Annotated in this window: 24 protein-coding genes and 1 pseudogene; 19 read left to right on the top strand and 6 right to left on the bottom strand. The window is 63.6% G+C overall.

Translation table 11 applies throughout. The features are described 5' to 3' along the window. Window positions 1-12: 12 nt before the first annotated feature. The 14 genes and pseudogenes from I0D00_RS01155 to I0D00_RS01090 all read left to right on the top strand — a co-directional run bounded on the left by I0D00_RS01155 (window position 13) and on the right by I0D00_RS01090 (window position 13,463). Window positions 13-420, top strand: coding sequence for a phage baseplate assembly protein V (locus tag I0D00_RS01155; protein ID WP_213637933.1), 408 nt, complete (start codon window positions 13-15; stop codon window positions 418-420). An 11-nt stretch (window positions 421-431) separates the two neighbouring features. Further along, window positions 432-722, top strand: coding sequence for a PAAR domain-containing protein (locus I0D00_RS01150; RefSeq protein ID WP_213637932.1), 291 nt, complete (start codon window positions 432-434; stop codon window positions 720-722). After that, the gene (locus I0D00_RS01145) at window positions 723-1,067 is read left to right on the top strand and encodes a GPW/gp25 family protein (protein ID WP_213637931.1); all 345 of its coding nucleotides are present in this window, start codon (window positions 723-725) and stop codon (window positions 1,065-1,067) included. Next, entirely contained in the window at window positions 1,064-1,960 is an 897-nt protein-coding gene (locus tag I0D00_RS01140) for a baseplate assembly protein (protein WP_213637930.1), read from the top strand. The genes I0D00_RS01145 and I0D00_RS01140 overlap by 4 nt, the downstream gene beginning before the upstream one ends. Next, the gene (locus tag I0D00_RS01135) at window positions 1,953-2,501 is read left to right on the top strand and encodes a phage tail protein I (RefSeq protein ID WP_213637929.1); all 549 of its coding nucleotides are present in this window, start codon (window positions 1,953-1,955) and stop codon (window positions 2,499-2,501) included. Before I0D00_RS01140 ends, I0D00_RS01135 begins: the two co-directional genes overlap by 8 nt. 2,735 nt (window positions 2,502-5,236) lie before the next feature. After that, window positions 5,237-5,453: pseudogene (locus I0D00_RS21755) on the top strand (phage tail protein); the annotation flags it as partial. A 233-nt stretch (window positions 5,454-5,686) separates the two neighbouring features. Next, window positions 5,687-6,454, top strand: coding sequence for a hypothetical protein (locus tag I0D00_RS21635; RefSeq protein WP_213637927.1), 768 nt, complete (start codon window positions 5,687-5,689; stop codon window positions 6,452-6,454). A 179-nt stretch (window positions 6,455-6,633) separates the two neighbouring features. Then, a complete protein-coding gene (locus I0D00_RS01120) occupies window positions 6,634-7,806 on the top strand; it encodes a phage tail sheath protein (RefSeq protein ID WP_213637926.1) in 1,173 nt (390 codons plus the stop codon). Between the two features lie 30 nt (window positions 7,807-7,836). After that, a complete protein-coding gene (locus tag I0D00_RS01115; protein WP_213637925.1) occupies window positions 7,837-8,352 on the top strand; it encodes a phage major tail tube protein in 516 nt (171 codons plus the stop codon). A gap of 51 nt (window positions 8,353-8,403) precedes the next feature. Beyond that, window positions 8,404-8,715, top strand: a complete 312-nt coding sequence (locus tag I0D00_RS01110) for a phage tail assembly protein (protein ID WP_213637924.1) — start codon at window positions 8,404-8,406, stop codon at window positions 8,713-8,715. A gap of 8 nt (window positions 8,716-8,723) precedes the next feature. Beyond that, window positions 8,724-8,858: a GpE family phage tail protein gene (locus I0D00_RS01105; protein WP_213637923.1), complete on the top strand. Its 135-nt coding sequence runs from the start codon at window positions 8,724-8,726 to the stop codon at window positions 8,856-8,858. Continuing rightward, window positions 8,836-11,769, top strand: coding sequence for a phage tail tape measure protein (locus tag I0D00_RS01100; RefSeq protein WP_213637922.1), 2,934 nt, complete (start codon window positions 8,836-8,838; stop codon window positions 11,767-11,769). Before I0D00_RS01105 ends, I0D00_RS01100 begins: the two co-directional genes overlap by 23 nt. A gap of 3 nt (window positions 11,770-11,772) precedes the next feature. Further along, window positions 11,773-12,204 (top strand): phage tail protein, encoded by a 432-nt coding sequence (locus I0D00_RS01095; RefSeq protein WP_213637921.1) that lies wholly within the window; start codon window positions 11,773-11,775, stop codon window positions 12,202-12,204. Beyond that, window positions 12,201-13,463, top strand: coding sequence for a phage late control D family protein (locus I0D00_RS01090; RefSeq protein WP_213637920.1), 1,263 nt, complete (start codon window positions 12,201-12,203; stop codon window positions 13,461-13,463). Before I0D00_RS01095 ends, I0D00_RS01090 begins: the two co-directional genes overlap by 4 nt. Before the next feature lie 301 nt (window positions 13,464-13,764). Here I0D00_RS01090 and I0D00_RS01085 read toward each other — a convergent pair whose 3' ends face one another. From I0D00_RS01085 to I0D00_RS01070, 4 genes are all read right to left on the bottom strand, one after another. Further along, the gene (locus I0D00_RS01085) at window positions 13,765-14,352 is read right to left on the bottom strand and encodes a hypothetical protein (RefSeq protein ID WP_213637919.1); all 588 of its coding nucleotides are present in this window, start codon (window positions 14,350-14,352) and stop codon (window positions 13,765-13,767) included. A gap of 276 nt (window positions 14,353-14,628) precedes the next feature. Then, window positions 14,629-14,787, bottom strand: coding sequence for a hypothetical protein (locus I0D00_RS01080; RefSeq protein WP_213637918.1), 159 nt, complete (start codon window positions 14,785-14,787; stop codon window positions 14,629-14,631). 132 nt (window positions 14,788-14,919) lie between these two features. Next, a complete protein-coding gene (gene umuC, locus I0D00_RS01075; protein ID WP_213637917.1) occupies window positions 14,920-16,182 on the bottom strand; it encodes a translesion error-prone DNA polymerase V subunit UmuC in 1,263 nt (420 codons plus the stop codon). Beyond that, a complete protein-coding gene (locus I0D00_RS01070; RefSeq protein ID WP_213637916.1) occupies window positions 16,182-16,613 on the bottom strand; it encodes a LexA family protein in 432 nt (143 codons plus the stop codon). Before I0D00_RS01070 ends, umuC begins: the two co-directional genes overlap by 1 nt. A 454-nt stretch (window positions 16,614-17,067) precedes the next feature. Between I0D00_RS01070 and I0D00_RS01065 the strand changes: the two genes are divergently transcribed. From I0D00_RS01065 to I0D00_RS01045, 5 genes are all read left to right on the top strand, one after another. Continuing rightward, window positions 17,068-17,856 (top strand): DUF5131 family protein, encoded by a 789-nt coding sequence (locus I0D00_RS01065; protein WP_213637915.1) that lies wholly within the window; start codon window positions 17,068-17,070, stop codon window positions 17,854-17,856. A 29-nt stretch (window positions 17,857-17,885) separates the two neighbouring features. Further along, window positions 17,886-19,127, top strand: a complete 1,242-nt coding sequence (locus I0D00_RS01060; RefSeq protein WP_213637914.1) for a three-Cys-motif partner protein TcmP — start codon at window positions 17,886-17,888, stop codon at window positions 19,125-19,127. 115 nt (window positions 19,128-19,242) lie between these two features. After that, window positions 19,243-19,683, top strand: a complete 441-nt coding sequence (locus I0D00_RS01055) for a hypothetical protein (RefSeq protein WP_213637913.1) — start codon at window positions 19,243-19,245, stop codon at window positions 19,681-19,683. 18 nt (window positions 19,684-19,701) lie between these two features. Then, window positions 19,702-20,517: an abortive infection family protein gene (locus I0D00_RS01050; RefSeq protein WP_213637912.1), complete on the top strand. Its 816-nt coding sequence runs from the start codon at window positions 19,702-19,704 to the stop codon at window positions 20,515-20,517. Window positions 20,518-20,543: 26 nt separating this feature from the next. Further along, a complete protein-coding gene (locus I0D00_RS01045; protein ID WP_213637911.1) occupies window positions 20,544-20,789 on the top strand; it encodes a hypothetical protein in 246 nt (81 codons plus the stop codon). Window positions 20,790-20,943: 154 nt separating this feature from the next. On the opposite strand, the gene I0D00_RS01040 is transcribed toward I0D00_RS01045, so the two are convergent. Continuing rightward, window positions 20,944-21,438 (bottom strand): hypothetical protein, encoded by a 495-nt coding sequence (locus I0D00_RS01040; protein WP_213637910.1) that lies wholly within the window; start codon window positions 21,436-21,438, stop codon window positions 20,944-20,946. A 91-nt stretch (window positions 21,439-21,529) separates the two neighbouring features. Beyond that, entirely contained in the window at window positions 21,530-22,306 is a 777-nt protein-coding gene (locus I0D00_RS01035; protein WP_213637909.1) for a HEPN domain-containing protein, read from the bottom strand. Window positions 22,307-22,322: the final 16 nt, after the last annotated feature.

The raw sequence follows: 22,322 nt of genomic DNA, 5'->3' as shown, positions 1-22,322 counted from the left end.
GAGCATTCGCCCATGGACCCGATCGCCGAACTCAACCGCCGCCTCGACAACCTGATCCGCCCCGGCACCGTCGCCGCGGTCGACCTGGTCAAGGCCCGCTGCCGGGTGAAAACCGGCGCCATCACCACCGGCTGGCTGCCCTGGTTCACCCGCCGCGCCGGCAGTACCAACGAGTGGGACCCGGTATCGGTCGGCGAGCAGTGCCTGGTGCTCAGCCCCAGCGGCGAGCCGGCCCAGGGCTTCGCCCTGGTCGGCCTGTACTCCGACGCCCACCCGGCGCAGAGCGCCAGCGCCAGCCTGCACCGCCTCCAATGGGCCAACGGCGACTTCCTGCAGCACGACGCCGCCACCGGCGCCCTCACCATCCAATGCGCCGGCCCGGTGAAGATCCTCGGCAGCCGCATCGACCTCAACGAGTAAGGAGCCCGCCCATGCCTGCCGTCTCCCGCCTCGGCGACCTATGCACCGGCCACGGTTCCTGGCCGCCGCGGCCCAGCACCGGCGCCTCGCCCAACGTGTACGCCAACGGCACCGCCGTGCACCGCCAGGGCGACGCCTGGGCCAGCCACTGCAACCCCACGCCCTCCTGCCACGCCAGCACCCTGGCCGCCGGCAGCACCACGGTGTTCGCCAACGGCAAGCAACTGGCCCGCATCGGCGACCCGGTTGCCTGCGGCAGCAGCGTGGCCCAGGGCTCGGCCAACGTCTTCGCGGGGGGCTAAATGAATCGAGCCACAGGTCGTGCCATCACCCGCCTCGAGCACCTGCGCCAGTCCGTGGCGGACATCCTCACCACGCGGATCGGCAGCCGCGTCATGCGCCGCGAATATGGCAGCCTGCTGCCCGAGCTGATCGACCAGCCGTTCAACGGCACCACCAGGCTGCGCGCCTACGCCGCCACCGCCATGGCCCTGATGCGCTGGGAGCCGCGCCTGCGCCTGACCCGCGTGCAGCTCAGCCAGGGCAGTGACCCCGGCCAGGTCGAGATCACCCTCGACGCCACCGTCCTCGACAGCAACGAGCAACAAAGCCTCAGCATTCCGCTGCGCCTGGGGGCCATCCTGTGAGCCAGTTCACCGCCATCAACCTCGCCCTGGTCCCCGCGCCCAAGGTGGTCGAGGTCATCGACTACGAGCAGGTCCTCGCCGAAATGCTCGCCGACCTCTCCAGCCGACTGCCGGACTTCGACACCTTCCTCGAGTCCGACCCGGTGGTGAAAATCCTCGAGGTCGCGGCCTACCGCGAAACCCTCCTGCGCCAGCGCATCAACGACGCCGCCCGGGCGGTCATGCTGCCCTATGCCCTGGGCACCGACCTGGACAACCTCGGCGCCCTGTTCGGCGTCACCCGGCTGGAGATCGCCCCGGCCGACCCCAGTGCCATCCCGCCCATCGCCGCCGTTTATGAGAACGACAGCGACTTCCGCTACCGCATCCAGTTGTCCCTCGAAGGCCTCAGCACCGCCGGCCCCGAGGGCGCCTATATCTTCCACGCCCTCAGTGCCAGCGGTCAGGTGCTGGACGCCAGCGCCATCAGCCCGACCCCTGGCGAGGTGCTGGTCACCGTGCTGTCCCGCGAGGACGACGGCACCGCCAGCGCCGACTTGCTCGCCACGGTCGGCGCCGCGCTCACGGACGAATCCGTGCGCCCGCTCACCGACTTCGTCCAGGTCCAGGGCGCCACCATCGTCCCCTACCAGGTAGAGGCCACCCTGCATTTCTATGCCGGGCCGGATAGAGCCGTGGTCATGGCCACCGCCCAGGCGGCTATCGAGGCCTATGCCGCCAGCCAGCACCGCCTCGGCCTCGACGTGACCCTGTCCGGCATCTATGCCGCCCTGCACCAACCTGGCGTGCAGCGGGTCGAGCTGGCCTCGCCCAGCGCCAATCTGGTCATAAACCGGCAAAGCGCCTCCTATTGCACGGCCATCGACCTGACCGACGGTGGCCTCGATGAATAACCTGCCGAGCCTGCTGCCCAGCAACGCCACCGAGCTGGAACGCGCCGTCGAGCAGGCCACCGCGCGCCTGGCCGGCCTGCCGGTGCCGCTGCGCGAGCTGTGGAACCCCGACACCTGCCCCGAGCACTTGCTGCCCTGGCTGGCCTGGTCGCTGTCGCTCGACAGCTGGCAACCCTACTGGCCGGAGTCGGTCAAGCGCGCGCGCATCCGGGCCGCCGTGGAGATCCAGCGGCGCAAGGGCACCGCCAAGTCGGTGCGCGACGTGGTCGCCTCCTTCGGCAGTGCCCTGGCCTTGCGCGAGTGGTGGCAGCTCAGCCCCGCCGGATTGCCGCACACCTTCGAGGTGGTACTCACCCTCGGCGCCGGCGTACCCAACACCGCGGCCTACCAGCAGGACGTCATCGGCGAAATCGAACGAACCAAGCCGGTGCGCTCGCACTTCACCTTCACCCTCGGCCTGGCGGCCAGCGGTGGCCTGGGGCTGCAAGGCGCAGCCCGGCCCATCGTCTACCGCCGCCTCCAATGCACTGAGGCCCCCTAATGGCACTGCAAATCACCATCACCAACGCCGGCCGCGCGGAAATCATCAACGCCAACAACACCGGCACCGGCCCGGTGGTCATCACCGCAGTCGGCTTCGGCACCGGCCAGTACAGCCCGGCGAAAACCCAGACCGCCCTGCAGGCCGAAGTCAAGCGGGTCAGCACCATCGCCGGCCAGGCGGTGGCGGATGACACCATCCACGTCGTCGCCAAGGACGAAGGCCCGGACGCCTACAACGTCGGCGAGTTCGGCCTGTTCAGCGCCAGCGGTACCCTGGTCGCGGTCTATTCACAGCCGGCCGGCGCCGGCTGGATCATCCAAAAGGCCGGCGCCTCCACCCTGCTGCTCGCGACCGACATCATTCTCGAGTCGCTCGACGCCAGCAGCCTGACCTTCGGCGACATCCTGTTCATCAACCCGCCGGCCACCACCACGACCCCAGGCGTGGTCGAACTGGCCGATGCGCAGGAAACCCAGGACGGCCTGGACGGCACCCGCGCCGTCACCCCCGCGGGGCTGAAAACCCTCACCGCCAACACCAGCCGTGCGGGCCTGGTACAGCTCGACAACAGCCTGGCCAGCACCAGCACGAGCAAGGCCCTGACGGCCGCCCAGGGCAAGAAGCTGCAGGATGAAAAGGAACCGGCATTCGCCGCCGGCACTACCGCGCAGTACCGCCGGGGCGACAAGACCTGGCAGGATCTTGCCGCGGCGGTGCGCGCAGTACTGATGACAGGGCTGTCCACCGCTACTGCGACGGCTGTCGCTGCTACTGATTCGCTGCTGACGGCCATCGGCAAACTGCAGGCGCAGATCACCGGGCTGAACAACACCAAGCTCGACGCGACCGCCAACGCCGTATCGGCGAGCAAGCTAGCGACGGCGCGGACTATCGGCGGTGTGAGCTTTGACGGCACGGCGAACATCAACCTGCCCGGGGTGAACGCCACAGGTAACCAGAACACCACTGGCAACGCCGGCACGGCGACCAAGCTGGCCACCGCGCGTACCATCAACGGCGTCAGCTTCGACGGCAGCGGCAATATCGTGGTGGAGGACGCCACCAAGCTGGCCAAGGCCGGCGACAGGATGACCGGCGCCCTGGCGCATGAGGTGATTGCCGGCGGGGGCGGAATACTGTCGATCGACTACCCGGACGGCGCCGACTATCAGGAGTCCGGTGCGGTCAACGGCACGATCAAGATCACACTGCCCAAGTCGTGGTCCAACACCATGATGCGCCTGCGCATTGCCGTGTACGACTACACGGACGGCTATGGCGCCGCCGAGCTGCTGGTGAGCGGTTATACGCCGACGGCCAACAGCGCCTGGTACTACACCTCGGCGCAGGCGGTTGGGCTGCACAAGTTCGGCGCTACCGTGCGTTTCGGCCATGACGGCACCAACTGCTGCATCCTCCTGGGCACTACCGGCACCGCTCACTCCTACCCGAAGGTGGTGGTCGAGAACATGCTGGCCATGTATTCCGGGGTGGACGATACCTGGCGCTCGGGCTGGTCGATCAGCCGCATCACCAGCGAGGCCGGCATCACCGTAACGGCAGCGGGCACCGAGCGGTTTAACGAAAACAGCCAGGCCGACCGCCTGCTGTGGAAGGAATACGGGCCGAATCATTGCATCTTCGATGCCTCTGACAGCACGGCGCCGGACGGCTCGGCGATCAGTAACACCGACCCCGCGCAGCCATGGCAGGCGCTGCACCCTACCCTGATGGGCTGGAACGGCTCGCAAACCTACGGCGTGCGCGTGGATATTGCGCGCTACGCCGAGCGCCTGAAGACCGTGCGCACCATCAACGGCGTGGCTTTCGACGGCACTTCGAACATCACCGTGGCAGACGCCACCAAGCTTCCCACCGCTGGCGGCACCATGGACGGCAGCATCGTATATGAGGCCGACAACTACGGATCCGGCTGGGCGCGCGGGTTTAACATCACCGATGGCGGCGCTACGGTCGCCGGCATGGGTGGTTACGGCGGCGCCGGCACCTTCATTCAGGCGTATTTCGCCCTGGGCGCTACGCCTTACCTCAACGGCACCGGCTTTCGCCTGAGCCCCGGCACGATTACGACCGAAGGCGAAATGGTGCTTGGTGGCTCCAAGGTTCGACCGATTTCAACCAAGCTATCCGGTGGTGCTTACGGCTATTACGACAGCACCAAGATCGGCCACGTCTGGTCGATGGGCACGCAGTACGCCATTCCTGATGATGGCGCCAATTTCGGCAACATCTACGGCATGGCCTACAAGCACACGGCCAACCCGACCGGCGGCACCATGGCCGGCGGTCACCAGCTGGTGGTGTGCAGCAACGGCGTGCCTGGCGTGGCCCTGGGCATGGCTGGTGGCATCTGGACTTCCGGTCTGACCGAAACCGCCGCGCTCAAGGTCAACGGCCAGACCACGCTGCTCAACGGCACGCTGCTGGACGGCACCACCAACGGCCTGAAGATCACCAACGGCGCCAACGGCACCATCGAGATCGGCAACCGCAACACCAGCTATACGCACTACGGCAGCAGCACCGGCAACCACTACTTCTACGGCAACGTCACCGTCCAGACCAACATCGCCGCCAGCGGCACCATTACCGCCAGTGGTGGCTTCTCGGGGGGCGGCGGCAGCATCACCGGCCTGAATGCCAACAACCTGGCATCAGGCACCGTACCGGAGGCCAGGCTCCTTGGCGTATATGCCGGCGAAGTCGCGTACTTCGCCATGGCCGCGCCACCCACCGGCTGGCTCAAGGCCAATGGCGCGGCCGTCAGCCGCTCCACCTATGCGGCGCTGTTCGCCGCCATCGGCACGACCTACGGCGCCGGCAACGGCTCCACCACCTTCAACCTGCCGGACCTGCGCGGCGAGTTTATTCGCGGCTGGGACGACGGACGTGGCGTGGACGGTGGACGAGCGCTGGGTAGTGCTCAGGCGGCCCTTGCGCCTGATATTCCTCGCGATGGGTGGGGGACTACTGGATCGGCCCCGCAGCCATCCGTCTCAGTGCTAGCCGGACGCCTCGTTGTGGGCTCAGGCGGGGGTGAGATTGCGGAGACCTTGGAAAGCCTCCGGGCCGCAGGCAACAACGTCACCCCGTCTGCTGGCGACAACCGGCCTAGAAACATCGCGCTGCTTGCCTGCATCAAGTATTGATCGAGGATCACCATGGAAATCTACTGCGCCCACCCGCTCACCCGCGAATACCTCGGCATCAGCAGCGCCGACCCCGATCCGCTCGATGCCGATAACTGGCTGATTCCGGCCCACGCCTATGCCGACGCGCCGCCGGCCATCCCAGCCGGCCAGGTCGCCCAGCGCAGCGCCGACGGCAGCGCCTGGCAGCTGGTCGAGGATCATCGCGGCACCGTCTACAGCACCACCACCGGCGAGGCGCAGCAGCACGGCGACCTGGGCGAGCTACCCGAGGGGCTCACCAACCAGCCTCGCCCCTCGCCCGACCACCTGTGGGCGGGCACGTCCTGGGTGCTCGACGCCGCCCTGCAGGCGGCCAACCTGCGGGCCCTGCAGGCGGGCCTCTGCGCCCAGATCGACACCGCCGCCGATGCCGCCCGCCGCGCCGTGGCCGGCGACCCGCTGCGCGCCGTGGAGTACGACCGCGCCGCCGCCGAGGCCCAGGCCTTCGCCGCGGCCGGCTACCCCGAGGGCGCCGTGCCGCGCACCGTCGCCGCCTGGGCCATCAACGGCCGCAGCGCCCAGCAGGCCGCCGACAGCATCCTCGCCGAGGCCGCGGCCTACACCGAGGCCCTGTACCAGATCCGCGAGGCCCGCCTGCAGGCCAAGGAGCAGGTGCGCCAGGCCATGGACCAGGGCGACCCGGAGCAGGCCCAGGCCATCGCCGCCGCGGCCATCGCCGCCGCGGCCATCGCCAGCATCGCGGCCGCCGTGGCCGGCGTCGGCAACAACGCCGGCTGATCCCCCTTACACCTGGAGCAAGCCCCGCCAGCCGGGGCTTTTTCTTGTCCGCGCTGTAGCGCCCCGCCCTACAAGCCCCGCCGCTCGCGGCCGCCGCGCGCGCGCGTCACCCTGCAGGCTCACTGATCCAGTTATCGCCCAGGCATAACGCCGGCCGAACCGCCCAGGAGCTGCAGCCCATGGCCACCGATTACCACCACGGCGTGCGCGTCGTCGAAATCAACGAGGGCACCCGCCCGATTCGCACCATCTCCACCGCCGTGATCGGCCTGGTGGCCACCGCCAGCGATGCCGATGCCGTGGCCTTCCCGCTCGACACCCCGGTGCTGCTCACCGATGTGCTGACCGCCATCGGCAAGGCCGGCACCCAGGGCACCCTGGCCAAGGCGCTGGACGCCATCGCCGACAACGCCAGCCCGCTCACCGTGGTGGTGCGCGTCGCCGAGGGCGTCGACGAGGCCGCCACCACCAGCAACGTCATCGGCAGCGTCACCGCCGGCGGCCAGTTCACCGGCCTCAAGGCCCTGCTGGCGGCCAAGACCAAGCTCGGCGTTACCCCGCGCATCCTCGGCTGCCCGGGCCTGGACACCCTGGCGGTGGCCACCGAACTGGCCAGCATCGCCCAGCAGCTGCGCGCCTTCGCCTACGTCAGTGCCTGGGGCTGCGCCACCAAGGAAGAGGCCGTCGCCTACCGCGACAACTTCGGCGCCCGCGAGCTGATGGTCATCTGGCCGGACTTCCAGATCTGGGACAGCGTCACCAGCCAGGCCCTCAACACACCGGCCGTGGCCCGCGCCCTGGGCCTGCGTGCCAAGCTCGACGAGCAGGTGGGCTGGCACAAGACGTTGTCCAACATACCGGTGAACGGCGTCACCGGCATCAGCAAGGACGTGTTCTGGGACCTGCAGAACCCCGCCACCGACGCCGGCTACCTCAACGCCAACGAGGTCACCACCCTGATCCGCGAGGGCGGCTTCCGTTTCTGGGGCTCGCGCACCTGCAGCGATGACCCGCTGTTCGCTTTCGAGAACTACACACGCACCGCCCAGGTGCTGGCCGACACCATCGCCGAGGCGCACCTGTGGGCCGTCGACAAGCCCATGCACGCCAGCCTGGTGCGCGACATCATCGAGGGCATCAACGCCAAGTTCCGCGAGCTCAAGGCCCAGGGCTACATCATCGACGGCCAGTGCTGGTACGACGAGGCCGCCAACGACGCCACCACCCTCAAGGCCGGCAAGCTGTACCTGGACTACGACTACACCCCTGTGCCGCCGCTGGAGAACCTGCTGCTGCGCCAGCGCATCACCGACCGTTACCTGGTCGACTTCGCCAGCCGCATCGGCGGCTGAGCGCCGCCCCGCCTCTAGGAGAGCCCCACCATGGCCCTGCCCCGCAAGCTCAAGAACATGAACCTGTACAACGACGGCGCCAGCTACATGGGCCTGTCGAAGTCGGTCACCCTGCCCAACCTCACCCGCAAGATGGAAGCCTGGCGCGGCGCCGGCATGGACGGCCCGGTCAAAGTGGACTTGGGCCACGGCGACGACGGCATCCAGGTCGAATGGACCCTCGGCGGCTACGACATGACCGCCGTGCGCCAGTACGGCATCACCTCGGCCAGCGGCGCCATGCTGCGCTGGGCCGGCGCCGTTCAGCGCGACGACACCGGCGAGGTTTCGGCGGTGGAGGTGGTGGTGCGCGGTCGCCATGAGGAGATCGACTTCGGCGACGCCGAGGTCGGGGAAGACACCGAGCACAAGATCACCACCACCTGCAGCTACTACAAGCTCACCGTGGACGGCAACGTCGAGGTCGAAATCGACCTGCTCAACTTCGTATTCATCGTGGGCGGCGAAGACCGCCTCGCCGAGCAACGCAAGGCCATCGGCCTGTAACCCCTGCGCCCGGCCGCGCGCCGGGCGCCCTCATCCCCAAGGAGCCACCCCATGACCCAACCCACCCACAGCGCGCCCATCGTCCTTGAGCAGGCCATCGCCCGCGGCAAGGAACGCATCGACAGCATCACCCTGCGCAAGCCGGCCGCCGGCGAGCTGCGCGGCCTCAAGCTGGCCGACCTGCTGCAGGGCGACGTCAACGCCGTGATCCGCCTGGTGCCGCGCATCAGCCAGCCGACCCTCACCGAGCCGGAGGTGGCCGCCCTGGACGTGGTCGACCTCACCGCCTGCGCGGACGAGATCGTGGTTTTTTTGCAAACGCGGGCGCCCAAGGCGCAGGCCGAGCCCTCCCCCGCGTCGTAGATGACGCCATGGCCGACATCGCCATGGTCTTCCACTGGGGGCCGCAGCAGATGGACGCCATGGACCTGGCCGAACTGATGGACTGGCGCGAGCGCGCCCGCGAACGATGGGAGCTGCAGCATGGCGCGCGATCTAAAACTTGAGGTAGTACTCCACGCGCTGGACCGCGCCAGCAGACCCTTCAAGGCCATCGCCGGCAGCGGCGTCGGCCTGGCCCGCACCCTGCGCGACACCCGCGGCGAGCTCAAGGGCCTGCAGGCCCAGCAGAAGGACATCGCCAGCTTCCGCAGCCTCAAGGGCGCCAGCGAGCAAACCGCCAGCGCCCTGCAGGCCAACCGCGACACCCTGCGCCAGCTGTCCCGCGAGCTGGCCGGCCACGAGCGCACCCTCGCCCCGCTGCAGGCCAGCTACGACGCCCTCAGCGCCGAATCCAACACCCTGGCCGACAAGCACCAGGCCCTGACCAAGCAGCTGCGCCTGGCCCGGCAGGAGTCGCGCACGGCCAACCAGGTCTGGCAGGAGAACCGCAAGCGCATCCGCGAGCTGGGCCAGCAGCTGGGCAACACCGCCCAGCCCACCCAGAAGCTGCGCGACGAGTACGCCCAGCTGGTCGCCAAGCAGAAGGACCAGTTGGTCCTGGTGCGCCGCCTGGGCGACGAGCAGAAGGCCCTGGCCCAGCAGCATCGCGCCAGCTCAGCCAGCACCAAGCAGACCAAGGAGCGCGTCGCCGAGCTGGCCACCCAGCTGCGCGAGGCGCGCACGCCGCTGCAGGCGCTCAACCAGGCCTTCCGCAGCAACCTCCGCGAGGGCCATGCCCTCAAGGCCAAGCATGCCGAGCAGCAGCGCGAGCTCCAGGGCCTGCGTGGCCAGCTCAACGCCGCCGGCATCAGCACCCGCACCCTCGGCCAGCACGAGCGCGATCTGCGCGGCAAGATCAACCAGACCAACCAGGCCCTCGCCCTGCAGGAGGCGCGCCTCAAGCGCGTCACCGCCCAGCAGCAGCGCCTGGCCAAGGCCAAGGGCCAGTACGACGCCACCCAGGCCCTGGCCGGCAGCATGGCCGCCAACGGCGCCGGCGGCCTGGCGGCCGGCAGCGGCATTCTCTACAGCGGCGCGCGCCTGCTCGCCCCAGGGCTGGACTTCGACGCCAGCATGAGCAAGGTGCAGGCCCTCACCCGCCTGGCCAAGGATGACCCGCAGCTGCAGGCCCTGCGCGACCAGGCCCGGGCGCTGGGCGCCAGCACCCAGTTCACCGCCGGCCAGGCCGCCGACGCCCAGGGCTTCCTGGGCATGGCCGGCTTCGACCCCAAGGCCATCCAGGCCGCCATGCCCGGCATGCTCGCCCTGGCCAAGGCCGGCGACAGCGACCTGGCGGAAACCGCCGACATCGCCAGCAACATCCTCACCGGCTTCAACCTGCAGGCCGGCGAAACCGGGCGCCTGGGCGACGTGCTGGTGGGCACCTTCACCCGCTCCAACACCAACCTGCAGATGCTCGGCGAAACCATGAAGTACGTGGCGCCGGTGGCCGCTGGCGTGGGGCAGGACATCGAGACGGTCGCGGCCATGGCCGGCAAGCTGGGCGACGCCGGCATCCAGGGCAGCATGGGCGGCACCGCCCTGCGCGCCATCATCAGCCGCCTGGCCGAGCCGCCGAAGATGGCCGCCAAGGCCCTGGCCAAGCTCGGCGTCGAGGCCAAGGACGCCCAGGGCAACCTGCGCGACCTGCCCAGCGTGCTGGCCGAGCTGCACAGCAAGACCAAGGCCCTGGGCAACGCCGACCGCGCCGGCTTCTTCAAGGCCATCGCCGGCGAGGAGGCCTTCAGCGGCCTGCAGGTGCTGGTCGACCAGGCCGGCAGCGGTAAGCTGCAGCAGTTCATCGGCACCTTGCGCCAGGCCCAGGGCGAGGCCGAAACCACCGCCAAGGTCATGGCCGACAACCTGCGCGGCGACCTCGATTCCCTAGGCAGCGCCTGGGAGGATCTCGGCATCCAGCTGCAGGACCAGCAGAACGGCCCGCTGCGCGGCCTCACCCAGGGCCTCACCCGCGTCATCGGCAGCGTCAAGGGCTGGATAGCCGAGAACCCCGAGCTGGCCGGGCAGATCGTCAAGACCGCCGCCGGCATCGGCCTGCTCATGGCCGGCATGGGCGGCCTCACCCTGGCCATGGCCAGCATCCTCGGCCCCTTCGCCATGGTGCGCTTCGGCATGATGCTGCTGGGCATCAAGAGCCTCGGCCTCGGCCAGGGCCTGCTCTGGCTGGGGCGCACCGTGCTGCCCCTGGTCGGCAAGGGCCTGCTGCTGATCGGCCGCGCGCTGATGCTCAACCCCATCGGCCTGGCCATCACCGCCATCGCCGGCGGCGCCTACCTGATCTACCGCAACTGGGACAAGGTCGGCCCCTACTTCCAGGGCCTGTGGGGCGAGATCAAGGCCGGCTTCAGCGGCGGCCTGGCCGGCATCGCCACCACCCTGCTCAACTTCAGCCCCCTGGGCCTGCTCTACCGCGCCTTCGCCGGCGTCATGGGCTACCTGGGCGTGGAGCTGCCCGGCAAGTTCAGCGAGTTCGGCGGCATGCTGATGACCGGGCTGGCCAACGGCATCCGCAACGCCCTGGGCAGCGTCAAGACCGCCGTGCTGGACGCCGGCGACAGCGCCATCGGCTACTTCAAGGAGAAGCTCGGCATCCACAGCCCCAGCCGCGTGTTCGCCGAGCTGGGCGGCCACACCATGGCCGGGCTCAGCCAGGGCCTCGAGCGCGGCCAGGGCGGCCCCCTGGCCGCCATCGGCAGCCTCGGCAAGCAACTGGCCCAGGCCGGCGCTCTAGCCCTGGGCATCGGCAGCGGCGCCGTGGCCCTGGACAGTCGCGCGCCCCTGGCCGCCAGCAACGGCGGCGCGCCGGTGGTGGTCCAGGGCGACACCCTGCACATCACCATCCAGGCCGCACCGGGCACCGACGTGGCCGGCCTGCGGCAGATGCTCAACCAGCTGCTCGACGAACGCGAGCGCGGCAAGGCCGCCCGCGTGCGCTCGGCGCTCTACGACAGGGACTGACCCATGATGATGAGCCTCGGCATGTTCGTGTTCGGCATGCCCACCCTGGCCTACCAGGAGTTCCAACGGCAAACCGAGTGGCGCCACGCCAGCACCTCGCGCATCGGCGTGCGCCCGGCGCGCCAGTACCTGGGCCCGGGTGACGACAGCATCACCCTGCCCGGCGTGCTGCTGCCCGAGCTGGCCGGCGAAACCCTGAGCCTGGACACCCTGCGCATCATGGCCGACACCGGCAAGGCCTGGCCGCTGATCGAGGGCACCGGGCGCATCTACGGCATCTACGTCATCGAGTCGCTCAGCGAGACGCGCACCCTGTTCTTCCCGGACGGCGCCGCCCGGCGCATCGAGTTCAGCCTCGCCCTCAAGCGCATCGACGAGGGCCGCGTCGACCTGCTCGGCAGCGTGTTCGGCACCCTGGGAGACCTGCTGCGATGATCGACGGACTCACCCACCAGGCCCTGGGCGTGCTGCGCGACCAGGCCGACCGCCTGCGCAACGACCTGAGCTACGCCCGCCCGCTGTGCCGCGTGCTGGTCGACGGCCGCGACATCACCGCCAGCATCAGCGCGCGCCTGGTGAGCCTCACGCTCACCGACAACCGCGGCCTGGAGGCCGACCAGCTCGACATCCAGCTCAGCGACCACGACGGCCTGCTGGCCATCCCCCCGCGCGGCGCCGTGGTGCGCCTGTGGCTGGGCTGGAGCGACAGCGGCCTGGTGGATAAGGGCAGCTACACCGTGGACGAGGTGGAGCACAGCGGCGCGCCGGACGTGCTCAACATCCGCGCCCGCAGCGCCGACCTGCGCGAGGGCCTGGCGCGCAAGCGCGAGCGCAGCTGGCACGGCCAGACCCTGGGCGACATCGTCCGCGCCATCGCCGTGGAGTACGGCCTGCAGCCCCTGGTGCAGGTGGCCCTGGCCGCCATCGGCCTGCCGCACCTGGACCAGACCGGCGAGAGCGACCTCAACCTGCTCACCCGCCTGGCCCGCGAACACGACGCCATCGCCAGCATCAAGGCCGGGCGCCTGCTCATGCTGCCCATGGGCAAAAGCGCCTCGGCCAGCGGCCTGGCCCTGCCGCACATCCCCCTCACCCGCCGCGACGGCGACCAGCACCGCTACCTGGAGGCCGACCGCGATGCCTACACCGGCGCCAAGGCCTACTACTACGAGCTGGGCAGTGCCCAGCGCAAAGAGGCGATCGCCGGCAGCGACGACAACGCCAAGGCCCTGCGCCACACCTACGCCGACCGCAGCAGCGCCCTGCGCGCCGCCCGCGCCGAATGGCGGCGCCTGCAGCGCGGCAGCGCTACCCTCAGCTACACCCTGGCCAAGGGCCGCCCGGACCTCATCCCCGAGCTGACCTACAGCCTCACCGGCATCAAGGCCGAGATCGCCGCCATCGTCTGGCTCGGCGGCAACGTGACCCACAACTTCACCCCGGACGCCTACACCACCAGCCTGGAGCTCACCAGCAAACTGCCCGACAGCGACGAACTGACCAGCGACCAAACCGAGCAACACAGCGGCGTGCTGGCCTGGTATCGCGACGAGAAAACGGGGGAGCAGAAACAGGTCAGCGCCGGCGAGCAGAGCAACCCCAAACGGCTGACGCACCTGTACGCCAGCAAGGCCAGCGCGGAGCGGGCTGTAGAGCGAGAGTGGAGCGGTTCAAGGTTCATCCATCACATATGAACCGAACTGGAAACCTAGGCTTCCCGCTCGTCATGAGATCAAGCAAAAGATCAAAACATTGCATCTTAAAATAAACTTCACGCACATACAGTTTCCAGCAGTGAAAAGTGTAGTCTCTCGATGAACGACCCACTGCCAACTTCTTATTGAGGCAGAGAAATCCGGCAATGCTCCCTAAAGAACACCCGTTATAGTTATCTGCCACACAGAGGCGCCCTCCCATCTTCTGCAACCACCTGGCAAATACTATCCAATCGCCCTCCACTTCACGCCAGGCGCGATCATTTAGGAGGCCAGACAACTAAGTACGAAAATATAACGTCGCCAATACGGTTAGAATTGATCCCGAAGCAGCCGCCAGGAGCGCTGTTGTCAGCATGCTAAAATCATGGCTATTATGTAAAACGGAATAGTTCCGCCTTCCTCCAGGAAAGTCCCTTACCAATGTTTGATATTCATCGAACACCATCGACTTCACCACATCACAGACAAAAAGCTCAACAATCAGAAGCGCTTGCTCTGCACTTGCCTCGTCGTAATAAAATTTATAGTAATGTTTGAACTTTGTGCGCCAGTGCTGACTAAGCTCAGACATATTCTCAAGGGCTTTCTTTTCGCCCAGAAGACAAATAGGGATATGGCTATACCGCTCTCGCACCGACATAATCAATTGAACAGATTTCTTTACGCCCAAATCATGGTACAAGTCTATACAAAGCGCATTAACCTCTTTACTGTCCAACGCCTTAAACAAGTCTTCCTTTGTCGAAAATTCATAAACATCCACATTGTGCCTGGCAGTGCTAAAAAGTTTCTTTAGCTTATTATTTTTATCGCTAGACAATCCAAGCAACGCCACTTTTATATCTGCAGAATCTAGATTTGACATTACCAGTCACTCCTATAGTTATCGAATAGCAGCCTAGTAGGCTGTGCGCCTTTCGCACGATGACAGCACGCGTACATACAACTGAATGCATGACTTGTTGAGTCGTTCGACGAAGCTCTGCTGGGCGAGATGGTTAAATCGATGAGTGCATTTCAACATGGCTAGCATCCTTGCGTGATCAGATTATCTTCGCAGCACAATGCCTAATTAAGAAACATAGCCTATAGCTTGCCCATCACAAAGGCCCCCTGCATCCTTGCAGGGAACCTAATTTTGCTAACGTGACATCTGCACAATCGCCTCAATCAGCCCGAGCACATCCCGCTGCACCTGCGACGTCAGTTGCCGGAAGCGCTGCAGCAGCAGATGCTCCATCTCGTTTTGCGGTGCGTCTTCTGCGGCCCGCTGGGTGGTCGGGTGTTTGTTCTCCAACATCGCTTACTCCCTTCTTACATGCCGGGCGACTGGCGCCTCCTGTAGCGCCACCCCATTCGCCCGGGGAGCTTGTGATTTTCATCACGTTTTTGCGGGCCACCAGCCCTGCTTAACCAGGCGCTATGGTCTGGACTAGAGCGTGCGGGGGAGTTCCGCCCAGCGGCTGGTGTAGCCCGGCGAGCGCAGCTGTTGCTTCATCGCCCAGCCGGCGCTGGCCGGTACGCGGGCCAGGCGCACGGTGCCGCGACCCATGTTGGCGTTTATGCGGTCCATGGTGGCCATGAGGGCATCGGTGCTTGGCCGCGGCGCCGGGGCGAACAGGTCGGGCTGGATGTGCTTGGGGCTGGTCAGGTTCATCAGCACCACGCCGGCCTTCTGGTAGCGGTAGCCGGGCTGGTAGATGCTCGCCAGCCCGGCCAGGGCCGCATGCACCAGGTCGCGGGTGTCGTTGCTCGGCGTGGTGAGCGGCACGCTGGCGGTGCGGGAGTAGCGCGGCTCGTCGGGGTTGAACACGCCGGTGCGGATGTACACCTGCAGCAGCTGGCACAGGTCGCCCTGTCCCCGCAGCTTCTCCGCGGCGCGGCTGGCGTAGCTGGCCACCGCCTCGCGCAGGGCGGGCAGCTCGGTCACGCGCTCGGAGAACGAACGGCTGCAGGCGATCATCTGCTTGGGCTCGGGCCCGTCGTCCAGGCCGTAGCAGGCCTCGCCGCGCAGCTCGCGGATGGTTTTCTCCACCACCACGCTGAACAGCTTGCGCATGCTCTTGGCGTCCTGCTGGGCCAGGTCCCAGGCGGTGGTGATGTTCAGCGCGGTGAGGTGGCACTGCATTTTGCGGCCGATGCCCCACACCTCGCCCACCGGGGCGGCCTTGAGCAACGCCACCTGCTGCTCGGGCCGGGTGGCGACCACCACGCCGGACTGGCTGCGCTTTTTCGCCGCCCAGTTGGCCAGCTTGGTGAGGGTTTTGGTGGTGGAGATGCCCACCCCCACCGGCATGCCGGTGAGCCGCTCCACCTCGGCCTTGATGAAACGCCCATAGGCCGCCAGCGGCCGGTGAAAGCCGGTGAGGTCGAGAAAGCTCTCGTCGATCGAATACACCTCCATGCGCGGCGCCAGCTCGCGCAGCACGCTGACCACCCGCGCCGAGATGTTGCCGTACAGCGCGTAGTTGCTGCTGAACACCTCGATGCCGTGGGGCTCGATCATGTCGCGGATCTTGAAGTACGGCTCGCCCATGCCGATGCCCAGGGCCTTGGCCTCGTTGCTGCGGCTGACGATGCAGCCGTCGTTGTTGCTCAGCACCACCACCGGCGTAGCGCGCAGGTCCGGCCGGAACAGGCGCTCGCAGCTCACGTAGAAGTTGTTGCAGTCCACCAGGGCGTAAACGGTGCGCATCAAAACACCGGCAGCTTGTGGATGCAGTTGGTGACCACGCCGAACACCTCCAGCTCCTCATCCTCGCGCAGGCGGATGTCCGGGTAGCTGGGGTTGGCGGCCTTGAGTAACGGCAGGCCCTGCTCGAAGGCCAGCTGCTTGCAGGTGAAGTCCCCCCGCACGATGGCCACCACCACCATGCCGGCCTGGGGCTTGAGGGCCCGGTCCACCACCAGTGTGTCGCCGTCGAAAATGCCCAGGCCGGTCATGCTGTCCCCGGCTACCCGCAGGAAATAGGTCGAGGCCGGGTGGCGCACACACAGCTCATCCAGCGAGAGATTGGCCTCGATGTGATCCTCAGCGGGGGACGGAAAGCCAGCCGCGATGCGGCTTAGAAACAGCGGCAGCCTAAGACCTGGCCGCTCGCAGCGGCCGATTACTGTCAGGGCCATGGGGTTACCTCAAGTAATACTGTATATAAATACAGTATTATTGCACTCCCCGCGAGGTATTTACAGCTAGACCGATGCAGCCCCTGCCCATTCCGGCTGTAGCTCCATCCATTCAGGTCATCGGTATGGATGAAAAACTGCGCCTAGCTTGACCACGCAGGTGCCTTGGCGTTGACTAGCTCGTGCGCTTGACCTGACCACCGCCCCTCAATCGTAATCAGCAGGTACCGGCCAAAAGCGGACGGCGGCTGCCGGTGGATGAATGAGCCCCCTTTCTTCGCTCACAATGACTATACTGGCTATCCATACAGGCATGTGTAACGACTCGCTCGTTTTCAGGCATAGATGCCTGCCCTTTCAGCCAGGCATTCTCTAAGATAGCGACCAAATTTCTCTCGCTCGGGTCTCAGACGCACCAACCAGGAACGCCAACGAACGGGAGCAGGACAAGGACATGGCAGAGACACAGATCGAGTGGACTGACTCCACTTGGAACCCGGTGGCAGGCTGCTCAATCATCAGCGCAGGCTGCAAGAACTGCTACGCCATGGAGATGGCCAGACGCTTGGAATCCATGGGTATGACCAAGTACACCGGTCTGACCCGTAAGAAGAACAAACGTGTTGTCTGGAATGGCAAGGTCATCGAGGATAGGGAGTCACTCGAAATCCCTTATCGCTGGAAGAAGCCTCGCAAGGTGTTTGTTAACTCCATGAGCGACTTGTTCCATGAGCAGGTCAGCGATAGCTTCATCCAAGACGTCTGGACGGTGATGCGGGATACCCCGCAGCATAACTATCAGATCCTGACAAAGCGCCCTGAGCGAATGAAGCAGATCCTCCAGGACATCATTCAAGAGGTTCTTCCTAACGTTTGGCTCGGTACATCGATTGAGAACAGCGAGACCGCCTTTCGTGCTGAGCACATCAAGGAGACCCCGGCTCAGATCAGGTTTATCTCGTTTGAGCCTTTAATTGGCCCTGTAGGCCCAATTAATCTAACAGGGATAGATTGGGCCATTGTTGGTGGCGAGAGCGGTAACAAGGCCCGCCAGATCAAGGAGAACTGGATTGATGAGATCTATGCTCAATGTCTTGAGAGCGATACCGCATTCTTCTTCAAGCAGTGGGGAACCTGGGGTAAGGACAACATTCGCCGATCCAAGAAAGCGAATGGTCGTGAGTATAGAGGCAAGACCTGGGATGAAATGCCCGTCAACATCGTAGGCACTGCTTCCCTGTAGAAAAATAACGGCTTGATAGGGACATTGAGATGGTAGGAAAGAAGTACGAGTGGCAAGGCGGTGCTGAACTGGCCGACCATTCGAGAATGAAACACCAGATCCTCCGTGAGTATTTCTACGAGTACGTCATCACCCGCTGCCAGACACCTAAAATGGAACGTTTCCGCCTAGCTATTGTGGATGGCTTTGCAGGCGGAGGACGATACAAATGTGGAGCACCTGGCTCCCCCCTGATCTTCATCCAAGAGCTTCATCGAGCAATTAATGTCATCAATGTGAATCGGGCGGTGCAGAACCTCGCACCTATCCGCATTGATTGCACCATGGTGCTCAACGACTATGAGCCAGCTGCACTAGACTCCCTCAAAACTCACATAGCCCCAGTCCTCGTTGAGTACGTTGACTCAAGCGAGTACCTATCAGTCCAAATCGACTATCTGAATGATGAGTTTGAGATGGTTTACCCGCGAATCAAGGAATACCTGCAGCGAGGTAGATTCCGGAACATCCTGTTCAACCTGGATCAGTGCGGACATAGCCACGTCACGACCGAAACACTGCGGGACATCATGAGCTCGGACACATCGACCGAGATCTTCTACACCTTCATGATTACTGCGCTGCTGACTTACCTGCAGAAAAACAATCCGCAGATGCTCGAGCGGCAACTGGCGCATCTCTCGATAAGCAAACTCGACCTCGACCTTCTAACCGAGCAAATGAGCAATCGCCAATGGCTCGGAACCGCAGAAAATATCGTCTTCTCTGCCTTCCAGAAATGCGCACAGTTCGTCAGTCCGTTCTCCATCAACAACCCTCAGGGATGGCGCTATTGGCTCATACACCTTGCCAGTTCTTACCGGGCACGTCAGGTGTACAATAATGTGCTGCACAAGAACAGCAAGTCCCAGGCTCACTTTGGTCGCTCGGGCCTGAATATGCTGGCTCATGACCCTCAGGAAGAAGGCACCCTGTACCTATTTGATATGAATGCGAGGGATGAGGCTAAAGGTCAGCTTCATGAAGACATACCCAAGCTGGTTTCGGAGTTTGGCGATGCGCTGAACATGGCCGAGTTCTATGGCCGAATTTACAACCACACCCCAGCGCATAGCGACGACATTCACGTGACGATGATCGAGAACCCCGACCTCGAGATTATCACCCCGTCAGGTGGAACACGGCGTAAAGCAAACCAGATCGACATCAAAGACACGATTAAGCTCAAATCCCAGACCAGCTTCTTCCCGATGTTCCAACGGAAGACCTAGCGGGCTCTGATAGATCCCGCATCGATCACTGACCTGCCGGTAGCAGGGTATCGAGACAGTGGCGATGTACTGCTTAGGCCTCCTCCTGCGCTCAGCTAACCACATTGAGGTAGAAATGAAGATGGATCGAGAGCGGCTTGAGCTAGCGGCGATTGCTTGCCGTAGAGGCCTCATGGGGCTATCTGGCGATAAGGGCTCCGTCTTTCATGGTTTTCCCAGAGCAGCTTGTGGGCCGGCTTCGGAAATACTTGGCCGACTTCTGAAGGAAGAGCTCGGCTACGATGGCGTCTACGTTTGCGGGAAAGATCATCCCTATTTGGGACAAGAGCAATCGCATGCTTGGTTCGAGGTAGGCGAGTTCCTGGTCGACATTACCCATGATCAGTTTGAAGGAACCAGTCTCTGCGGTTGGGTATTTGAGCGCGGAAATGAATGGCATACCCTGTTCAACGAAAGAGACCCGCGCCCGGGCTTCTGTATGCCATCAAACTGGCCGTGCTATCCGCACGATGGGTACCAAGCTGTATTGGTAGAGTTCAAAAAGGGTTCTCAGTAGAGGGTCAGGGGAAGCGCGATGGCCGAGATCGATGCGTTCGAGCGGCGCAAGCTCGAAAAACTGCTAGGGATGGGAAACGGCTACGTTCTGGACTTCTCGGATCGCACCTATGCGGAGTTCTTCATCGACTTTCGGGTCGACATCGATGCGCCCCAATTCCGGACTGGGGGAGACTCCAAGGCCAAGAGGATGCGAACCTTCTGGGATATCGCTTCGAGCCACACGGTTGGCAAAGTGCTTGAAGGGCTCATCGCCTACGGCGTGCAGAGTGACAACCTGGGCGACAGTAACCCGGTGCTGGTCGACGATTGCCGCAAGATCGCACAGCGCCTGCTCAGCGACCAGCCCGTCACCGACCTGGATGCTCTGACCGCCATTGCAGAAGAGCGTGACTTCGAAGTGGTGGCCGAGCATGTTCGCGAGGCCATCGAGAAGAACCAGCCCGAGGGCGCGCTTGATCGCCTACACACCTTCGTCAACAAGTTCATCCGGGTCACCTGTGAACCGCATGGCATCACGATTAGCCGGGACAAACCTCTGCACAGCGTCTTCGGCGAGTATGTGAAAGCCCTGCGCGAAAGCGGTCACCTAGAGTCAGTCATGACTGATCGTATACTCAGATCCTCCATTTCCGTGCTCGAGGCCTTCAATGACGTAAGGAACAATAAGAGCCTAGCCCATGACAATCCCATTCTGAACTACGACGAGAGTTTGCTCGTGTTTAATCACGTGGCCTCATCCATCCGATTCATCAAGTCACTCGAAGCACGGATCAAGGCGAAGAATCTGCAACAAGCTGCAGAGCCAGTTTGGGACGACTCAGTACCGTTTTAGGAACGCCCACACAGGAAAGCGAGTTCATGGCAGACAACAGCCTAAAAGTAAGCGAACTGGCCCGGTTCGCCAGGAATCTGGAAAACTTCGCCAAGACTAGCCCTGAAGAAGCGATGTACCACCGCTTTCACGGCATACTAGAAAGCCAAATCGTCACACTGCAATGCTGCGGGGTGATAACGAGTCAGGGAGCGGTCAAACTGCATGAGCAGATGGCAGAGGTGATCCGCAGCAAGCGCGATACTACGCAGCAGTCTGCGCCATTCAACTAAAGCGGTCTCCAATTTTTAGACGCTCTATGGCCGGTATCTGCCCGATGCGTCAGGCATCTATGGGGCGATCACTGCCAGACACATCGCTACCACCCACCGGCCAAATCGGGCGCAAACAGTGGTCAGCGCCGATGGAGCTGACCGGCCAGACGGGTCAATTAGGCAGTATGGGGTCCCCTACCAGCACCGCCCTGCCGACATCCCCCTCACAGCCAGCAGGCGGTGACCACTCCAGCGCGGCGCCATGGGTGGTGAGGTCGATTACCAAGTGCCGATCCAGACAGTGGCCCACGGCTATACTGGCCTGCGCCTGTACGCGCTCTGCCGTCCAGCTGGTGACCTGGTAGGCGAACACCTGCGCTTCCAGGTCCTCACCCTCATCGTGATGCAGGATGGAGGCAACCGCCTCGGTGCAGGCTTGCCGCTCGCGGTTGCAGCGGATCTCCACTGCGTTAACGCCCGGGGCCATGTAGCCCGCCACCGTACGCCAGCCGCCCCATATCAGCACATCACCGCCCAGCTGCTTCACCTCAAGCGGTGGCAGGGTCGTGATGGGTTCAATGGGGGCGGGATTGTGCAGCCAGAGCGCCGCATATGCGGCGCCAAGGGCAGAAGCGAGGGAGATCAGCAGGTAGTTGAGGTAGCGCATGGTCGAGTCCTTTCTTGATGGTTGGCCGTCCTGGCAGGCATGAGTCTGGCTCAATTAGTCGAGATGTAAAATCGACCAGTTCCAGATAACACTAGAAAGATGCATAAATAGAGTCATGTATCTGTCGTATTTTCTCGACGTGGAATTTCGCTGAATTCAAACTTGATCGCATTCCGTAAAAATCCAAAACCGTCTTCTGCTTCTTAATCTGAGAAAAAAGCTTAGATAACTCAATAAGAGAATCTCGCGCTTGCTCCATCACACCTAAATCGTCAGCACAACAAGCCGCAAGATACGTGGAGTCATCTAGCAGGCTTTGACCAACATCTCTAATGCCTTGAAATTCTTTTAGAATTGAATCCGCCTGTGCTTTCTTTGATGGACTAACCTCAGTGAACGCTTTGTAGAATGCAAAAAGAACATATTTGGCAAATTGATGAGCCCTAAAGACCTCCTCAATAGTTGTTGAGCGCTGACCAGCATGAGCAAAGGCATGTCTCCACGTCAGCAACTGTTCATACCAATCGTCAATTGGTTGCTCACCCAGTCGCCCCTTAATCCTTAACAGCTCGTTATTGAATTTCTTCTCAAGAATCTCATCAAACTTTCTAGCATAACCTCTCAAATCCTGAAGATTTATTTTACTATTAATCTTATCAAACTGTTTTTCAACAAAAAAAGAAAACTGATCATTATGGCTATCAGCATATGAAATCAAGATTTTCTTAACTGCATTCTCATAGGACGAGACAAACGAGACAATTAAAAGACCTGCCAAGTCCGCCCTCAGGTCTAACTCAATCGGAGCACTACCAACGACTCTTCCAATCTTTCTAAGAAGCTGGCGTCCGCCCGCAAAATTAATCATCCCTAGCCCCCCAACA

The sequence above is a fragment of the Pseudomonas lalucatii genome (assembly GCF_018398425.1).
GTDB lineage: Bacteria > Pseudomonadota > Gammaproteobacteria > Pseudomonadales > Pseudomonadaceae > Aquipseudomonas > Aquipseudomonas lalucatii.
Note: the sequence above shows the minus strand (reverse complement) of the source record. Positions and strands in the feature narration are given on the sequence as shown.